The organism is Anaerobacillus sp. MEB173, assembly GCF_052119505.1.
Classification (GTDB): Bacteria; Bacillota; Bacilli; order Bacillales; family JBJMAU01; genus JBJMAU01.
This window is the reverse complement of the sequence record NZ_JBJMAU010000003.1, coordinates 243,289-261,191: the sequence shown is the minus strand read 5'-3', so window position 1 is coordinate 261,191 and position 17,903 is coordinate 243,289. Positions and strand designations below refer to the sequence as shown.

The following is a 17,903-nucleotide window of genomic DNA, read 5'->3' as shown; positions in this document are numbered from 1 at the left end:
AATGAAAAATACTGAACAATTTAAAGGAAAAAAGATACTTGTCGTTGGGTTAGCAAAGAGTGGGTTTGCTGCGGGAAAGCTTTTGCATAAGCTTGGAGCTAATGTCACTGTTAATGATGCCAAACCGCTTGATGAAAATGAAAGTGCAAAAGAGCTGCAATCAATTGGAATAAATGTGATTTGTGGTGCTCATCCTCTGTCATTATTGGATGAGCCAATTGACTTTATCGTTAAAAATCCTGGAATTCCATATTCAAATCCACTTATTGAACGGGCACAGGAGTTAGGAATAACGATTGTAACAGAAATTGAGTTAGCTTCTATTCTGTCAGAAGCTGAATTAGTTGCGATTACCGGTTCAAACGGAAAAACAACAACAACAACATTAATTGTTGAAATGCTAAAAGAAAGTAAAAAGAATCCTTTGGTTGCCGGTAATATCGGTATTGTTGCTTGTGAGGTTGCACAGATCGCGACTGAGGATAATATTGTTGTGACAGAAGTTTCTAGCTTCCAATTAATGGGCACAGAAACATTTCATCCAAAAGTAGCCGTGTTATTGAATCTTTTTGATGCACATTTAGATTTTCATGGTACGAAGAAAGAGTACGGAAATGCAAAGGCGAAAATATTTGCTAATTTAACAGATGATGATTTTTACGTTATTAATGCTGACGATTCAACTGTTGTTCAATTAGCACAAAACAACAAAGGAACCGAAGTGCCATTTTCGGTTTCTAAACAAGTAGAACATGGTGCCTATTTACGTGATCATGCCGTTTATTTTCAAGGTGAAAAAATTATTAATATAAACGAAATTGTATTGCCGGGTAAGCATAACTTAGAGAACATTCTGGCTGCTATAGCTGCAGCAAAGATTATGGGCGCTAAAACATCACGTATTATTGATGTTTTAAAAACCTTTCAAGGGGTGAAGCATCGACTTCAATTTGTAACTGAAGTTTCCGGACGACGTTTCTATAATGATTCAAAAGCAACCAATATTCTTGCGACCGAAACCGCGATCAATGCTTTTAATGAACCGCTTATTTTATTAGCGGGTGGTCTAGATCGCGGGAATGAATTTGATGAATTAATCCCTTCCTTAAAAAAAGTAAAAGGTATTGTTACGTTTGGTGAAACGTCTGAAAAATTAGTTGCTGCTGCCAACAAAGCGGGTGTTACTAAAATTAAATCAGTCGTAAATCTAGAAGAGGCTGTCCCTATTGCTTATGACCTATCAAATGAAGGAGATGTGATTTTGTTATCTCCTGCATGTGCAAGTTGGGATCAATTTAAGACGTTTGAACAAAGAGGGGACATGTTTATCAAAAGTGTGCATAAACTTAAGTAATAAAGGGTAACCTTGGGGGATCCTCCCTAATTCATTCATGAACGAGGTGTTCCGTATTGCTTAAGTCAAAGAAAACACCGGATTTTATTCTGGTTATCACAACATTAGCTTTACTGACCATTGGTATGATAATGGTTTATAGCGCTAGTGCCGTATGGGCAACCTATAAATTTGATGACTCATTTTTCTTTGCAAAGAGACAGTTATTTTTTGCTGGAGTTGGTGTTATCGCCATGTTCTTTGTCATGAATATTGATTACTGGACATGGCGGACATGGTCAAAAGTTCTCCTGATCATTTGTTTTATCTTATTAATTGTTGTATTGATACCAGGCGTGGGGCTTGTACGTGGCGGGGCAAGAAGTTGGTTAGGTGTTGGTGCATTTTCTATTCAACCATCTGAATTTATGAAACTTGCAATGATTGCATTCTTAGCTAAGTATTTATCAGAAAACCAAAAGCTGATTACCTCTTTTAAAAAAGGTTTGCTTCCTTCTTTAGCACTTGTATTGTTAGCTTTTGGTATGATTATGTTGCAACCGGATTTAGGTACAGGAGCTGTAATGGTTGGGACATGTGTCATTATGATTTATGTAGCTGGAGCAAAGTTAAGTCATTTTATTGGTTTAGGTTTGGTTGGTGTTGCAGGCTTTGTTGGTTTAATTTTATCCGCTCCGTACCGGATAAAACGGATCACATCGTTTATGGATCCTTGGTCAGACCCGCTTGGTAGTGGGTTTCAAATCATTCAATCACTTTATGCAATCGGACCGGGTGGTTTAATGGGATTAGGACTTGGACAAAGCAGACAAAAGTTTTTCTATTTACCTGAACCGCAAACAGACTTTATTTTTGCCATTTTATCTGAGGAGTTAGGCTTTATCGGAGGCGCGTTTGTTATTTTGTTGTTTAGCCTATTATTATGGCGTGGAATACGAATTGCTCTTGGTGCACCAGACTTATATGGAAGTTTACTTGCTGTCGGAATTATCGGAATGATAGCCATTCAGGTTATGATCAATATTGGTGTTGTAACAGGGCTAATGCCAGTTACAGGGATTACATTACCATTCTTAAGTTACGGGGGCTCCTCATTAACACTCATGCTCGTTGCAGTAGGGGTGCTGCTTAACATAAGCAGATATGCGAGATACTGACGATAGTTTAGAGTTAAGAGTTTAGAGTGTAGAGTTGTTAGATTACTCATGAAGGAAAAGGTTTTGACTTTTCACTCTAAATTCTAAACTCTAAACTCTAAACTTGTAAGCCCTGTTTTTTACAGGGTTTCTTCTTTTTTATGTGATAGGACAGATTTTAATGTGATATAGATAGATATTAATGTAAAATGAAAAAGAAAATGTAGAATTTAGAATTTAGAATGTAGAATTGTTTAGCTTTTTCTATGAATTATGCTTAGGGTTTACTACGAAGCTCTACTAAAATCATCTTTAAATTCTAAATTCTAAATTATTAATTCTAAATTATCTTTTGGAGGGTTATGATGAGAATAGTTATTAGTGGTGGTGGTACAGGTGGTCATATTTATCCTGCATTGGCACTAATTAAAGAAATTAAAAAAGTAAACAAAGAGGCTACTTTTATATATATAGGTACTGATAATGGATTAGAGAGTAAAATTGTTCCGCGAGATAATATTCCGTTTAAATCAATTACAATTTCTGGTTTCAAACGAAAGATTTCGTTTGATAATGTTAAAACGATTTTTCGATTTTTGAAAGGAACTGCGGATGCGAAGAAGCTCATTAAAGATTTTAACGCAGATGTTGTCATTGGTACAGGTGGTTATGTCTGTGGTCCGGTTGTCTTTGCTGCAGCAAAGCTAAAGATTCCTACGTTAATTCATGAACAAAATAGTGTTCCTGGATTAACAAATAAATTTTTGAGCCGGTACGTAGATAAAGTGGCTATTTGTTTTGAAGAGGCAAAAGCATTCTTTCCGAACGAGAAAGTGGTCTATACGGGGAATCCGCGAGCATCCGAGGTATTACATAGAAATGGTGATGAAGGGCGACGTTCAATTGGATTAAGCAATGATAAGAAAACTGTATTAATTGTTGGGGGAAGTAGAGGGGCAAGGCCAATTAACGATGCATTTTTAGAAGTCCTTCCTGAAGCCGGAAAACGAGATTATCAATTTCTCTACGTTACTGGTGAAGTCCATTATGAAAAAGTAATGAATGAAGTAAATAAGCTCGGTAACCCTAGTAATATTTTTATACGTCCATTTATTCACAATATGCCAGAAGTATTAGCAGCGATTGATCTTATCGTTGCCAGAGCAGGTGCAACTACACTGGCAGAGGTCACAGCACTGGGGTTGCCAAGTATTTTAATTCCAAGTCCATATGTAACAAATAATCATCAAGAAAAAAACGCAAATGCTTTAAGTAAGAATGGGGCGGCATTGGTTCGATTAGAGAAAGAGCTCGATGGGCAGCAATTATTAACTGATATTGATGATATTCTGTTAAATCAGTCGAAATGGGAGAAAATGCATTTAGCTTCAAAACAACTCGGAAAACAAGATGCTGCCAAAGTTTTATATGAAGTGATTAATCAATTAGCAAAACGTAACCACTGAACATAATATAGGTATTAGCATAGTTCTCATTTAGGAGGTACGTTACGTAATGAACAATGAATTTATACAAAAAATAGATAAAGTAAGTGTAGGAAATGTCTATAAAAATGAGCCGTTATCTTTGCATACGACTTGGAAAATAGGAGGCCCGGCAGATGCCCTAGTAGAGCCGACGAGCATGGAAGAGCTTAACGTATTAATGGATTTTATCCTAAAGAATAATATCCCATGGCGTGTGATTGGCCGCGGATCAAATTTGTTAGTGTCCGATGAAGGAATTGAAGGGGTTGTAATAAAATTAAATGAGAATATAAGTCCACTCTCCATAGAGGGTGAAGAAGTAAAAGTCGGTGGTGGCTATCCGTTAATTAAATTAGCGACAATTATCAGTAAACAAGGGCTATCGGGTTTAGAATTTGCCGGCGGGATACCAGGTTCAGTTGGTGGCGCTGTTTTTATGAATGCAGGTGCCCATGGTTCGGATATTTCTAAAATTCTAAAGAAAGCTCTTATATTGTTCTCTGATGGGACAATGAAGTGGCTATCAAATGAAGAAATGCAATTTTCCTATCGCACATCCTATCTTCAAAAAGTGAAGGGAATTTGTGTTGAGGCAATATTTCAATTAAAGAAAGGGAACCGAGAGGAAATTGTCAAAGAAATGCAACAATATAAAGATTATCGGCGCAGGTCACAGCCGTGGAACTACCCTTGTTGTGGCAGTGTGTTTAGAAATCCTTTACCAAACTATGCTGGACAATTAATCGAGAAGGCTGGCTTGAAAGGGTATCAAGTTGGAGGAGCTCAAGTATCTACGATGCACGCCAATTTTATTGTTAATACTGGGAATGCCAAGGCTGAAGATGTGTTGAACCTTATTCAGCATATAAAAAAGACAATTGCCGAAAAATATCAGGTGGAGATGGAAACTGAGGTTGAAATCGTTGGAAAAAAAAGTAATTGATTTTATAAAATAGTCTACCTATAACTAACAAATAAAAGCAACGAATATGCTATAATCTTATAGGATAGAAAATATTGAGAAACAAACCTAAAACGGCATACTATTTATGCCGTTTTCCAAGTTTTCCTGCTAGCAACATAAAAAAGGGAAATAAGCGTCAGGATGAAGGGTCGATTTCATAGGAAAAAGAACGTGCTTTAAATGGGGGAATATGGAATGGCGAACGATAAAGTAATTACAATTGAAGATCGAATTCCAAAATTAAAGTCGCAACGGAAACAAAAATCAAATCGAAGACTAATTATGTATTTATCAACATTTTTTTTCCTAATTCTTCTAGTCATTTATTTCCAATCCTCATTAAGTCATATTACATCAATTGCAGTAAGCGGAAACCATTATATTAACGATGAGTCGATTATTGACATGTCAGGAATTGAAGAAGGGACAAGCATTTGGAATGTCGAGCAAGAGCACGTAGTAGCATCGATTATTTCCCAACTTCATGGGATATCCTCTGCGACTGTCCAAAGAAAGTTTCCAAATAGTGTAGAGATTAATGTGACGGAATATTCTCGTGTTGCGTATATTTTCGATGAGGGAAGGTATTTTCCAATCTTAGAAACCGGAAAGATACTTGATGAAATGCCACGTGAACATTTTCCTACTGATGCACCGTTATTAGTTAACTGGACTAGTGAAACAGGGGAAGAAGTGGAAGAAATGGCTGCAGAGCTTAGAAAATTGCCCGAAAGTATGATTAATCGTATTTCTGAAATATATTTTACACCGGTCGAAAGTGACCCTTTGAGAATCACATTGTATATGAATGATGGCAATGAGGTAAGTTCAACAATTCGACACTTCTCAGAGAGAATTAGTTCATATCCAGCGATTGTTCAGGAGTTATCGCCAGACGAAAAAGGGATAATTCATATGAGAATGAATCCCTATTTCGAAAAATTTCAATTTGAGGAGGAAATAGAAATTGAAGGTGAAGGGTAATCACGTTATCCTTTCGTTTGTTTTGATAGTAACGGGATTTATCATTGCTCTTTCTTACCAATTTGCAAATGAAAGTCAAAATAATAATACAATTACTGAGCGTCAATGGAAAAAAGAAGACGAATTACGGAACCAAGTATTAAACCAACAGGCACTTAATCGAAATTTGCAAGAGGAGCTTCGGGCAATTCAAACACAAGTACGTGAACTAGAAGAAGAGATAGCCGAGCATGAAACAACATATTTTAATCTTGTTGAAGATTTGGAAAAGCTGCGAATGATTTCAGGACAAGTGAAAGTTTCCGGTCCTGGTCTAGAGGTAACTTTAACCGACTATTCGTATGTTCCACATGATGAAAATCCAAATAATTACATCGTTCATGAACAGCACATACAAAAAGTAGTACATGAACTACTTGTAACGGGTGCTGAGGCGATCGCAATAAATGGCCATCGAATCAATCACCAGTCCTATATTCAATGTATTGGTCCGGTCATTCGAATTGATGGGAATACGTCATTTGCTCCTTTTGTCATTTCGGCAATTGGAGATTCTGATAAATTAGAAGCAGCCCTCAATCTTGTTGGTGGTATTAAAGATCAATTAGTGAACGATCAAATAGAAGTGCGGATTGAAAAGAAAGAAGGTATCATCCTCGATCCTTACTTGACGGAGAGAGGGTGAGTAGATGAAAGACCGAAGAGTTGTATTTGCGATCATAACGACTGTTATAGGCTTCATGCTTGCGATTCAATTTCAAACAACAAATGAACCGATTGTTCGTGATACAAGAGATATACTTGAATTAAGGAAAGACTTAACAGCAGAGAAAGAGCGTCAGCAAGAGTTAAATAATGAAATAAAAAAATATGAGACTTTACTTAGTCAATATGAAGATTCTTTAGTAGAAAGCGTAATGGAAGAAGCAATCGATGAACTTAAGAATGAAGTTGGCTTAACTGAAGCTACCGGACCAGGAATTATAATTGAAGTTACCCCCATCTTTAATGATGGTACACAACATTATTACACTGTGCCACCAGAATTGTTACGTCGATTAATTAATGAACTTAATATACATGGTGCGAAAGAAATAGCTATTGGTAATCAACGAATCGTTACTACTTCAGCCATTCGGGATGTTAATGGAGTTACACATATTAATGCACGGAGAATTCCACCTTTTCCATTGAAAATTTTAGTTCTTACCGATGATCCGGAGAGACTTCATAATGAAATGATTGTGTCTCAATCTTTAGAATATTTTGCAATTGAGAATTTAAGCTTATCTATAACTCCAGTCAATGAAATTACTTTACCGGCATATGAACAAATACTGCGAGTTCGATATATGGAGCAAGTAAAGGAGGAGGCATAATATGTGGTTACCAATTGTTGGCCTAATCATTGGGCTTTTTCTTGGTTTTATCACTGAATTTAGAATACCTGATGAATATTCAAGTTATTTGTCGATTGCAGTTTTAGCTGCACTTGATACTCTTTTTGGAGGAATTAGGTCGCATTTACAACATACATTTGATAACAATGTTTTTGTTACAGGATTCTTTTTTAATATATTACTTGCAGCAGGTTTAGCTTTTCTAGGTGTTCATCTTGGTGTAGACTTATACTTAGCGGCAATTTTTGCTTTCGGTGTTCGTTTGTTTAATAATATTGCTGTAATTAGACGGATTCTCTTGTCAAAATGGACCGATAAAAAAGAAACAACTGTGTAATTGACAATAAAAGAATAATGAGTGAATGAGGAAAATAAAGAAAACAGTAGAAATCCCAAAAAAATAGGAAAAAAAAAAGGGAATGGTACTTAAATGTTGAATACATTTTAATAAGTAAAAAGAGTAAAAACTGTTCACTCTCAAAATTTGATAGATGTAATCAAATTGTAGAAATAAAGGTGATTGTCAGTTTTGACAATATACTAACTTTCTATAGAAAATTCCATTTTTTATAAATAAAAGGAGGTGCCAAAGAATGGACAGCAATGAAATTTATGTTAGTTTAGACATCGGTACATCCAATGTTAGAGTAATCATTGGAGAAATGGCAAATGGTTCATTAAATATAATTGGGGTGGGAACTTCCAATTCGAAAGGTATAAAAAAAGGGTCAATCGTGGATATTGATGAAACTGTTCGTTCGATTAAAAAAGCGGTTGAACAAGCGGAACGCATGATTGGATTATCGATAAAGCAAGTGATTGTGGGGGTAACAGGAAATCATGTGCAATTACAACCGTGCCATGGTGTAGTTGCTGTTTCTAGTAACGACCGTGAAATTGGAGACGAGGATATTGCTCGTGTGATCGATGCAGCGCAGGTAGTCTCAATTCCTCCAGAGCGTGAAATTATTGATGTTATCCCGAAACAATTTATTGTTGATGGATTGGATGAAATTAATGACCCTAGAGGGATGATTGGTGTTAGACTAGAAATGGAAGGAACAATCATTACTGGTTCTAAAACAATCTTACATAATCTATTACGATGCGTAGAAAGAGCAGGGCTTCAAATTGCGGATATTTGCTTACAACCATTAGCAGCAGGTTCAATAGCTATTTCCAAAGATGAAAAAGGGCTTGGAGTAGCATTGATAGATATCGGAGGTGGATCTGTCACTGTTTCTGTATTTGAACAGGGTTCACTGCAAGTAACGTCTGTGATTCCTGTTGGTGGAGATCATGTAACAAACGATATTTCAGTTGGTCTTCGAATCTCTACAGAAGAAGCAGAAAGAGTGAAAGTTAAGCATGGACATGCCTTTATTGATCATGCTTCTGATGAGGAAGTATTTACTGTTTCACGAATTGGTAGTGATGAAAAAGAAAAATTTTCTCAATTTGAACTAGCTCATATTATTGAAGCTAGAATGAGTGAAATATTCGAATTAGTTGAGGAAGAAATATACCGATTAGGTTATCGTGATCTTCCTGGTGGATATGTGCTGACAGGAGGCACTGTCATGATGCCTGGAATTTTAGAATTAGCAAAGTATATATTGCGGCAAAATGTACGCGTTGCAATACCGGATTATATAGGTGTTAGAGAACCTCAATACACCACTGGTGTTGGATTGATTCAATTTGCTTACCGCAATGTGAAAATTCAAGGAAAAGAAGTAGCGGCTGCTCTTGCACCGATGAATAATGATGAAATTGCACCTGAAAAAAAGGAAAAAGCAGCCAAGAGCGCAACTGAAAATCCTGGTGTGAAGAAAAAAGTAAAGAAATGGTTTAAAGTGTTTTTTGAATAATGAGAGCGGTAAACATGATCGATTAGGGGGACCTTAAATGTTAGAGTTTGAAATGGATATGGATCAACTGGCAACAATAAAAGTTATCGGTGTTGGCGGTGGCGGTAGTAACGCCGTTAACCGTATGATAGAAAATGGATTACAAGGCGTAGAATTTATTGCGGTGAATACTGATGCCCAGGCATTGCATCTGTCTAAAGCAGAGACAAAACTGCAGCTTGGCGGAAAGCTTACGAGAGGATTAGGAGCTGGAGCCAACCCTGAAATTGGAAAAAAGGCAGCTGAAGAAAGTAAAGAACAACTTGAAGAAGTTCTTGCAGGTGCAGATATGGTCTTTATTACCGCTGGAATGGGTGGTGGTACAGGTACGGGGGCAGCTCCGGTTATTGCCCAAATTGCCAAAGAAATTGGCGCCCTAACAGTTGGCGTTGTAACAAGACCATTTACTTTTGAAGGCCGTAAACGTTCGTCACAGGCAGCAGGTGGAATTGGTGCCTTAAAAGAGAATGTCGATACATTGATTGTCATTCCAAACGATCGTCTACTAGAAATTGTTGATAAAAATACGCCAATGCTAGAAGCGTTTCGTGAAGCTGATAATGTATTAAGACAAGGTGTTCAAGGGATATCAGATTTAATTGCTGTTCCGGGATTAATCAACCTTGACTTTGCTGATGTAAAAACAATTATGAGTGATAAAGGTTCTGCATTAATGGGAATTGGTATTGCAACAGGTGAAAATCGTGCTGCAGAAGCTGCAAAAAAAGCGATTTCAAGTCCATTGTTAGAAACATCAATTGATGGTGCTCAAGGTGTCTTGATGAATATTACTGGTGGTACGAACTTAAGTCTATACGAAGTGCATGAAGCAGCAGAAATCGTATCAGATGCTTCTGATCATGAAGTAAACATGATTTTTGGATCAGTTATTAACGAAAACCTTAAGGATGAAATTGTTGTAACAGTGATTGCAACTGGTTTTGATGACCAGGAGAATAGAGCAACAAAACCTGCAGCACCACAACGCCCAGTCTCTAACCCTAGTATTTCACGTGAAGAGACTAATCAAGAACCTGCACCATCGAGATTTAGCCAGCCGCAAACCAGCAAAAATGAACAACTTGATACTTTAGATATTCCGACGTTTTTACGAAATCGTCGTAAGCGATAAAAAAGAAGTGCAACCGTTACAGTGGTTGCACTTCTTTTTTTGTCAAACGTGCTGAAATCACCTCGAGTGCCTAGTTCATCAAGATCAATTCGGTTAGTAGCTGAGAAATGCCCGTGTTTTTATTAATTCCCTGACAAAATGATTGGAAATATTTCAAAATTATAACAATACACTCGTCATGAAATGACAGACTTTCAAATAGGATTAAGATATACTTGTTTCAAAATTGATTAAGAAAGGAGAAACCCATGACCATTTACCTCGATGTCATATGGTTTCTTAATTTTTGTATCGATTTGCTATTACTTTGTTTAACAGCGATTGTTTTGAAAAGGTCAATGAATAAGTGGCGCTTAATCTTAGGTGCCCTAATGGCCTCCAGCATCGTCTTAGCATTGTTTACACCACTCTCAACTATTGTCTATCATCCGTTAATAAAAACTCTTTTTTCTATGTTAATTGTATTGTTCACTTTTGGTTATAAGCGTTTTAGTTATTTTGCTCAGAACTTATGCATGTTTTATTTTGTTAGTTTTATTTGTGGGGGGGGAATTTTTGCATTACACTATTTTTTACAGAATGATGCCACGGTATTAAACGGTATTGTAGCGACAAAATCATCGGGGTTTGGTAGTCCCATTAGTTGGAGTTTAATTGTACTAGGGTTTCCTGCTGTTTGGTACTTCTCAAAGAAAAATATTCAGCAAGTTGAAGTACAGCAAGTAAAGTATGATCAAATTGTAGATGTCGTAATCAGCATTGATCAAACAGAAATAAAGGTAAAGGGATTAATTGATTCAGGGAATCAACTACATGATCCAATTACAAAGGCTCCTGTTATGATTCTAGATGTGTCAAAAATGGTTGAGTATATACCCGATTGGTTAGTGGAAGCGTCGAAAAAGATTGATGAAATTGGCACCAATTTAGGAAGTGCAGAGGAAAGAGATAAATGGCAGGAGCGAATGAGAATTATTCCTTATCGGGGTGTAGGTCAGGAAAATCAATTTTTAATAGGGATTAAGCCTGATCAAGTTAAAGTTACACATGATAATGAGGTTTATGGTATTGCCAAAGTATTGATTGGTTTAAGTCATACGGTACTTTCGGCAGAGGACGAGTATGAATGTATTATACATCCTAAGATGATTACAAATGGAATAAAGCAAATGCCAGCCTAGTAGAAATACGATTTCATTGTAAGGGGGATTTATACATGTCAATCATCAAACTTAAAATAACCTTGTTATGGTACAAACTGTTATTTCGATTAGGGCTAAAAGCAGAAGAAATTTACTACATAGGCGGAAGTGATGCATTGCCACCACCGCTTTCAAAAGATGAAGAAGCCCATTTATTAAGTAAACTACCTTCAGGTGATAAAACTGTTCGTTCGATGCTTATTGAAAGAAATTTACGGCTAGTTGTCTATATTGCCAGAAAGTTTGAGAACACCGGAATAAATATAGAAGATTTAATAAGTATTGGTACAATCGGACTTATAAAAGCAGTTAATACGTTTAACCCAGAAAAGAAAATAAAATTAGCAACATACGCTTCACGATGTATTGAAAATGAAATTTTGATGTATTTACGAAGAAATAATAAAATTCGTTCAGAAGTTTCATTTGACGAACCGCTAAATATAGATTGGGATGGAAATGAATTGCTTTTATCAGATGTACTGGGGACTGATGATGATATTATTACAAAAGGAATAGAGGAAAAAGTTGATCGAAAGTTATTAGTAAAGGCACTTCATACATTGAATGAACGTGAGAAACAAATAATGGAGTTGCGTTTTGGACTAGCAGGAGAAGAGGAAAAAACTCAGAAAGATGTTGCCGATTTATTAGGGATATCTCAATCTTATATTTCTAGACTCGAAAAAAGAATCATTAAGCGATTACGAAAAGAATTAAATAAAATGGTTTAATCAATAAAATAAGGCATTTTAAAATATTTTTTTAGTAGAATAAATGGTCGAAAAACGTTGCTATTATCGTCAATCATTCTCCTGAATGATAAGTTGTGAAATTTTTGCTGTTTTAAGTGATGCATATTTTTCCCTGTGAAGGAGATACTTTACTTGTACATCATCTCCTGTTAGGAGGGAAAGAATTGACACGAAATAAAGTAGAAATTTGTGGTGTGGATACGTCGAAATTACCTGTTTTGAAAAACAAAGAAATGCGGGAATTGTTTGAACAACTTCAAAATGGGGATAACTCAGCAAGAGAAAAACTAGTCAATGGAAATTTAAGACTTGTCCTGAGTGTTATTCAACGGTTTAATAATCGAGGAGAATACGTTGATGACTTATTTCAAGTCGGTTGTATTGGTTTAATGAAATCCATTGATAACTTTGATTTAAGTCAAAATGTTAAATTTTCGACTTATGCTGTACCAATGATAATTGGAGAGATTCGACGATATCTACGGGATAATAATCCCATTCGAGTTTCCCGTTCTTTACGCGATATAGCTTATAAGGCATTACAAGTTCGCGACTCATTAATGGCTGAACGATCGAGAGAAAGAGAACCGACTGTTCAGGAAATTTCAAAAGTGTTAAATGTTCCAAAGGAAGATGTTGTTTTTGCCTTGGATGCTATTCAAGACCCTGTATCATTATTTGAGCCAATTTATAATGATGGAGGCGATCCAATTTATGTGATGGATCAAATAAGTGATGACAAGCAAAAAGATATTCAATGGATTGAGGAAATTGCTTTAAAGGAAGCAATGCTTCGTCTGAGTGAACGAGAAAAGTTAATATTGAACATGCGTTTTTTTCAAGGGAAAACACAAATGGAAGTTGCTGACGAGATTGGGATATCCCAAGCACAAGTTTCTCGTTTAGAAAAAGCAGCGATCCAGCAAATGAATAAACACGCTCAAAGTTAACCTGTTGCATCTGCAGCAGGTTTTTTTATGTTCATAGGACTTCAACTAACTTTCAATTCTCAACTCTAATTTGTCTTTTCTAAGTCGTATTAATTTAGGTTGTCACACATATATATAATAAAGTTAAACGTTGAAAAATAACGTGAAAGGTGGCTATGCGTCATGATAAAAATTTCTGAACTGCAATCAAAGGATATTATTAATATATCTGAGGGTCGACGTTTAGGAAACCTTGGTGATCTTGATATTAATTTAGAAACAGGGAGAATTGATGCAATTATTATTGGAGGTACTGGCAGAATGATGGGACTCCTTGGTAGAGACGAAGAAATTGTGATTCCTTGGAGAAATATTATTAAAATTGGATCTGATTGTATCCTTGTACGGACAGATCTAAATCGATAATTCAAGCAAAGATATAATTGTTTCAAAGAAAGTCATTTATAGGCTTTAGTAAAATATGTTAAAATAAAAAGAAACTTCGTATAATGTCAATTATTTTGTCAAAGTTCTTAATGTTTATTCATTATGATGAGCAAATGAAGTAAGGAAGTGTAATCGATGATGGAGCCATTTCAAAAAGGATCTTTTTCTTATTTAAGTCTCCCAAATTGGATGCAACTTGATCAAAACCTTGTTGTAGGGATGACGACAAGGGAGGGAGGATACAGCAAAGGACCATATCGTTCTTTTAATCTTGGTTTGCACGTAAATGATCATGAAAAAGACGTCATTAAAAACCGAGAAAAGTTGGCTAATAATGTAATGGTTCCACTTCAAAAATGGGTGTTTTGTGAGCAGGTTCATGGGAATTCGATTTGTAAAGTAACGAAACAACACCGAAATTCTGGGGTGGATAACCTTGAGACGGTCATCAAAGGGGTAGATGGACTATATACGAATGATCGTGAGACGATATTAGCTACCCTGTATGCTGATTGTGTCCCCGTCTATTTTTTTGCGCCGAAGCATCAAATGATTGGTATCGTACATGCTGGTTGGAAGGGTACTGTCGGGAATATTGTAGGAAACATGGTTAATAGGTGGGTGGATGTTGAACAAATACCTGCAAAGGATATCTATGCGGCAATCGGACCATCAATAAGTATGGAGCAGTATGAAGTGGATGAAAAAGTTATTGCAAATGTAGATAACGTATTAGACATTCATGATACGAAGCCTTATACTAAAACAAAAGTAGGCAAATTTCTACTAAATTTAAAGCAGTTAAATCGAAAATTATTAATTAAAGCAGGAGTTTGTGAATCAAATATTCTGGAAACATCATATTGTACGAGTAACAATAATGACCTATTTTTTTCACATCGAAAAGAAAACGGTGTTACTGGCCGTATGGTTAGTTTTATCGGATATAAATTATAGTAATTAGAAAGTGGGGACTAAGCGTTGACAATTAAAAAAAACCTGCAGAAAATAAAAGAGCAAATTGAGGTAGCATGTCAACGGACAGGTCGGGATCCAAATGAGATTAAAGTAATCGCAGTTACAAAATATGTAAGCGAACAAACGACAAGAGAAGCGCTGCATGCCGGTATTGAACATATAGGTGAAAATAGAGTAGACAGCGGTCTAAAGAAGATGGATGCACTTGGAGAACAGGGAACGTGGCATTTTATCGGCTCTCTGCAATCAAGAAAAGCAAAAGAAATCATTAATAAATTTCATTATATTCACTCTTTAGACCGCGTATCTCTTGCTAAAGAGATACAAAAACGTGCATCGGAAAATAGTACTGTAAAATGTTTTGTACAAGTAAATGTTTCAGGGGAGGAGTCGAAATCAGGATTGTCTCCTGCAGAAGCGCTTACCTTTATCGAGGAATTATCAGATTATCCTGCAATTCAAGTTGTAGGACTAATGACGATGGCCCCTTTTGTTGATGATCCAGAGGAAACAAGACCTGTATTTAGAGGATTGAAAGAATTGCAAGATAAAGTTCAAGCGTTGCAGTTAAGTCATGCACCGTGCAATGAATTATCGATGGGAATGTCTAATGATTTTCATATCGCCATTGAAGAAGGAGCAACTTATATCCGATTAGGAACATCACTAGTTGGAAATGAAACATTGCCTCAAAAGTAGACAGGCTATCAAAAAAACAAAAAAATTTTTGATCAGGGAGGGAAATTAGCATGGGGATTAAGTCAAAGTTTAAAAGGTTTTTCGAATTAGAAGACGAACAAAGTATACAGTACGAAAATGAGCAAGGATGGTCAGATAAAGAAGAGATTGAACCTGAAAAAAAACAAGGGAAAAATAATATTGTCAGTTTACAAAGTGTACAACAATCAGCAAAAGTAATGCTAATTGAACCGCGTGCTTATGACGAAGCCCAAGATATTGCAGATCATTTAAAAAACCGTCGCTCTGTTGTGATTAATTTACAACGTATTCCTCATGATCAAGCAAAGCGCATTGTCGATTTTTTAAGTGGAACAGTGTATGCTATAGGAGGGGATATTCAAAAATTAGGAGCAAACATTTTCCTTTGTACGCCAGATAACGTTGATGTTTCTGGAAGCATCTCTGAAATTCTTCAAGAACAATATACATAGGTGGTGATAGTTTATGGCAGCGATTGCTGACCTGCTTTTATTTTTATTAACAATTTATTCGTATCTAGTCATTGCATATATTTTAATGTCTTGGTTTCCAAATGCCAGAGAATCTAATTTTGGAAAGATGATTGGTTCATTAGTAGAGCCTTATTTAGCTCCATTCCGAAAAATCATTCCGCCTCTTGGTATGATTGACATTTCTCCGATCGTGGCAATATTAGCATTAAGTTTTGCTCGCTATGGTGTTGTGGCATTATTTGGAATGTAGGTGTGGGACTATAAATCATGAGTATTTATCAACACTTTCGTAGCGAAGAGCGTGCTTTTATTGACCAAGTCTTGGAATGGAAGGACTGGGTTATTGAACGCTACAGTAGTAAATTAACTGATTTCTTAGATCCTCGTCAACAGGATATTCTCTCTATGATTATTGGAAACGACCCTGCCATACGACTCTCCTTTTGGGGCGGCTCTACTTATTCTGAGCGAAAACGGGCGTTATTATATCCGGAATATCTCGAACCTGTAGAATCGGATTATGAGATCGTTTGTTTTAAGGTCAATTATCCCGAAAAGTTTGTTATATTAGAACATCGTGATATTTTGGGCTCGTTAATGGGAATTGGACTAAAGAGAGAGAAGTTTGGAGATATTTTAATTAAGGCTAGTAATATTCAGTTTGTCGTTGCGAAAGAAATTGCTCGTTATGTTGAACATAATTTGCAGTCAATTGGACGTGCAACAGTAACGATCGATGAAATTTCTGTAAACGATTTACATTTGGCTGAGGAAGAATGGCAAGAGCGTTCCACAACAGTATCTTCACTGAGGTTAGACACTGTGATTGCTGATATTTACCGGCTCTCTCGTACAAAAGTGGCTCCATTAATCGAGAATAATAGGGTAAAAGTAAATTGGAAAACAATTGATCAACCATCATTTCAACTTAGAGTAGGAGACTATATTTCAGTTCGAGGATTTGGCCGAAGTAAACTAATCGCCAATGAAGGTAAGACGAAAAAAGATAAATGGCGTCTTATCGTTGGAGTAAGAAAATAATCTCTTACTTAAAGGGATGAAAACAGTTTATGTCGAATAAAGTAAAAATAAAAAATATGGTTATTACTAAAGACTACTGAAAAAATAAGGGTTTTCTACTTTGACCGGAGGTGTTGTTCATGCCCTTAACCCCGTTAGATATTCATAATAAGGAATTCAGTCGTGGTTTTCGAGGATATGATGAAGATGAAGTGAATGAATTTCTTGATCAGATTATCAAGGATTATGAAACTGTTTTACGTGAAAAGAAGGAATTGTTTGAGCGAGTAACTGAGCTTGATGAAAAACTTGAGCACTTTGCAAATATTGAAGAAACTTTAAATAAGTCAATTCTTATCGCTCAGGAAACAGCAGAAGAAGTTAGACGAAATGCGCAAAAGGAAGCACAACTCATTATTAAGGAAGCAGAGAAGAATGCTGATCGAATTATTAATGAATCGTTAGCAAAATCACGTAAGATAGCAATAGAAATTGAAGAGTTAAAAAAACAAGCTTCTGTATACAAAATGAGATTTAAAATGTTAATTGAAGCTCAGTTAGAAATGTTAAGCACTGATGATTGGGATGATATTACGAAAGCGGATACAGAAGAAGCTGAGTATGAAAAGGCGTAGGAAAAGAATAATCGATTGGTCTGGATATTAACTTTTTCCTTTTCTTGCAACTTGCCGTCTTTTATCATATAATTCTTTAGAATATTGAAAAATGAATCATTAACATAACGTTGAGAGGGAAGAGTACTTTTATGACCCTTTAATTAGCGAATTGGGGATAGTGGGAGCCCAAGGTAAAGGAATAAAAGGAAAATCACCCTTGAGTACTGTATCGAAAGCTCTTGGTATACATATTGTCTAAAAGAGTCATGTAGGCTACAGCGTTTCATTCACGTTACGAATGCCAAAGTGGATAAACGACTTTTTGTTTGTCTATTAGGGTGGTACCGCGGGTTTAACCTTCTCGTCCCTACATTGGGATCTGAAGGTTTTTTATT

At 36.1% G+C, this 17,903-nt stretch carries 20 protein-coding genes and 1 other annotated feature; all 20 genes read left to right on the top strand.

Translation table 11 applies throughout. From position 1 onward, the window contains the following. The first annotated feature begins 1 nt into the window (after position 1). The 20 genes from murD (at position 2) to ACJ2A9_RS08870 (ending at position 17,526) form a co-directional block, all read left to right on the top strand. Positions 2–1,354 (top strand): UDP-N-acetylmuramoyl-L-alanine--D-glutamate ligase, encoded by a 1,353-nt coding sequence (gene murD / locus ACJ2A9_RS08965; protein ID WP_441421298.1) that lies wholly within the window; start codon positions 2–4, stop codon positions 1,352–1,354. Between the two features lie 56 nt (positions 1,355–1,410). Continuing rightward, a complete protein-coding gene (spoVE, locus tag ACJ2A9_RS08960; protein ID WP_441421297.1) occupies positions 1,411–2,511 on the top strand; it encodes a stage V sporulation protein E in 1,101 nt (366 codons plus the stop codon). A 344-nt stretch (positions 2,512–2,855) separates the two neighbouring features. Further along, positions 2,856–3,956 carry an undecaprenyldiphospho-muramoylpentapeptide beta-N-acetylglucosaminyltransferase gene (gene murG, locus ACJ2A9_RS08955; protein WP_441421296.1) on the top strand — a complete coding sequence of 367 codons (1,101 nt, stop codon included), beginning with the start codon at positions 2,856–2,858 and terminating at the stop codon, positions 3,954–3,956. Between the two features lie 49 nt (positions 3,957–4,005). After that, positions 4,006–4,920 carry a UDP-N-acetylmuramate dehydrogenase gene (murB, locus tag ACJ2A9_RS08950; RefSeq protein ID WP_441421295.1) on the top strand — a complete coding sequence of 305 codons (915 nt, stop codon included), beginning with the start codon at positions 4,006–4,008 and terminating at the stop codon, positions 4,918–4,920. A gap of 216 nt (positions 4,921–5,136) precedes the next feature. After that, a complete protein-coding gene (locus ACJ2A9_RS08945; RefSeq protein WP_441421294.1) occupies positions 5,137–5,925 on the top strand; it encodes a cell division protein FtsQ/DivIB in 789 nt (262 codons plus the stop codon). Beyond that, on the top strand, positions 5,909–6,610 hold the full coding sequence (locus tag ACJ2A9_RS08940) for a DUF881 domain-containing protein (protein ID WP_441421293.1): 702 nt from the start codon (positions 5,909–5,911) through the stop codon (positions 6,608–6,610). Before ACJ2A9_RS08945 ends, ACJ2A9_RS08940 begins: the two co-directional genes overlap by 17 nt. A 4-nt stretch (positions 6,611–6,614) precedes the next feature. Then, positions 6,615–7,304, top strand: coding sequence for a DUF881 domain-containing protein (locus ACJ2A9_RS08935; protein WP_441421292.1), 690 nt, complete (start codon positions 6,615–6,617; stop codon positions 7,302–7,304). A 1-nt stretch (position 7,305) separates the two neighbouring features. Further along, positions 7,306–7,662, top strand: coding sequence for a small basic family protein (locus ACJ2A9_RS08930; protein ID WP_441421291.1), 357 nt, complete (start codon positions 7,306–7,308; stop codon positions 7,660–7,662). 256 nt (positions 7,663–7,918) lie between these two features. Continuing rightward, positions 7,919–9,196 carry a cell division protein FtsA gene (ftsA, locus tag ACJ2A9_RS08925; protein ID WP_441421290.1) on the top strand — a complete coding sequence of 426 codons (1,278 nt, stop codon included), beginning with the start codon at positions 7,919–7,921 and terminating at the stop codon, positions 9,194–9,196. A 37-nt stretch (positions 9,197–9,233) separates the two neighbouring features. Then, on the top strand, positions 9,234–10,367 hold the full coding sequence (gene ftsZ / locus ACJ2A9_RS08920) for a cell division protein FtsZ (RefSeq protein WP_441421289.1): 1,134 nt from the start codon (positions 9,234–9,236) through the stop codon (positions 10,365–10,367). A 248-nt stretch (positions 10,368–10,615) separates the two neighbouring features. After that, a complete protein-coding gene (gene spoIIGA / locus ACJ2A9_RS08915; protein ID WP_441421288.1) occupies positions 10,616–11,548 on the top strand; it encodes a sigma-E processing peptidase SpoIIGA in 933 nt (310 codons plus the stop codon). Between the two features lie 35 nt (positions 11,549–11,583). Further along, entirely contained in the window at positions 11,584–12,303 is a 720-nt protein-coding gene (gene sigE / locus ACJ2A9_RS08910) for an RNA polymerase sporulation sigma factor SigE (RefSeq protein WP_441421287.1), read from the top strand. A 185-nt stretch (positions 12,304–12,488) separates the two neighbouring features. After that, entirely contained in the window at positions 12,489–13,274 is a 786-nt protein-coding gene (gene sigG / locus ACJ2A9_RS08905; RefSeq protein WP_441421286.1) for an RNA polymerase sporulation sigma factor SigG, read from the top strand. A gap of 162 nt (positions 13,275–13,436) precedes the next feature. Continuing rightward, positions 13,437–13,679, top strand: coding sequence for a YlmC/YmxH family sporulation protein (locus ACJ2A9_RS08900; RefSeq protein WP_441421285.1), 243 nt, complete (start codon positions 13,437–13,439; stop codon positions 13,677–13,679). A gap of 156 nt (positions 13,680–13,835) precedes the next feature. Next, a complete protein-coding gene (gene pgeF / locus ACJ2A9_RS08895) occupies positions 13,836–14,657 on the top strand; it encodes a peptidoglycan editing factor PgeF (RefSeq protein ID WP_441421284.1) in 822 nt (273 codons plus the stop codon). A 24-nt stretch (positions 14,658–14,681) separates the two neighbouring features. Further along, a complete protein-coding gene (locus ACJ2A9_RS08890; protein WP_441421283.1) occupies positions 14,682–15,377 on the top strand; it encodes a YggS family pyridoxal phosphate-dependent enzyme in 696 nt (231 codons plus the stop codon). 50 nt (positions 15,378–15,427) lie between these two features. Then, complete coding sequence (locus tag ACJ2A9_RS08885; RefSeq protein ID WP_441421282.1) at positions 15,428–15,850, top strand: cell division protein SepF; 423 nt, start codon at positions 15,428–15,430, stop codon at positions 15,848–15,850. A 13-nt stretch (positions 15,851–15,863) separates the two neighbouring features. Next, entirely contained in the window at positions 15,864–16,121 is a 258-nt protein-coding gene (locus ACJ2A9_RS08880) for a YggT family protein (RefSeq protein ID WP_441421281.1), read from the top strand. Positions 16,122–16,138: 17 nt separating this feature from the next. Next, positions 16,139–16,912, top strand: a complete 774-nt coding sequence (locus ACJ2A9_RS08875; RefSeq protein ID WP_441421280.1) for an RNA-binding protein — start codon at positions 16,139–16,141, stop codon at positions 16,910–16,912. Between the two features lie 119 nt (positions 16,913–17,031). Beyond that, entirely contained in the window at positions 17,032–17,526 is a 495-nt protein-coding gene (locus tag ACJ2A9_RS08870; protein ID WP_441421279.1) for a DivIVA domain-containing protein, read from the top strand. Between the two features lie 101 nt (positions 17,527–17,627). Beyond that, positions 17,628–17,880, top strand: a binding site (T-box leader). The last annotated feature ends 23 nt before the right edge of the window (positions 17,881–17,903 follow it).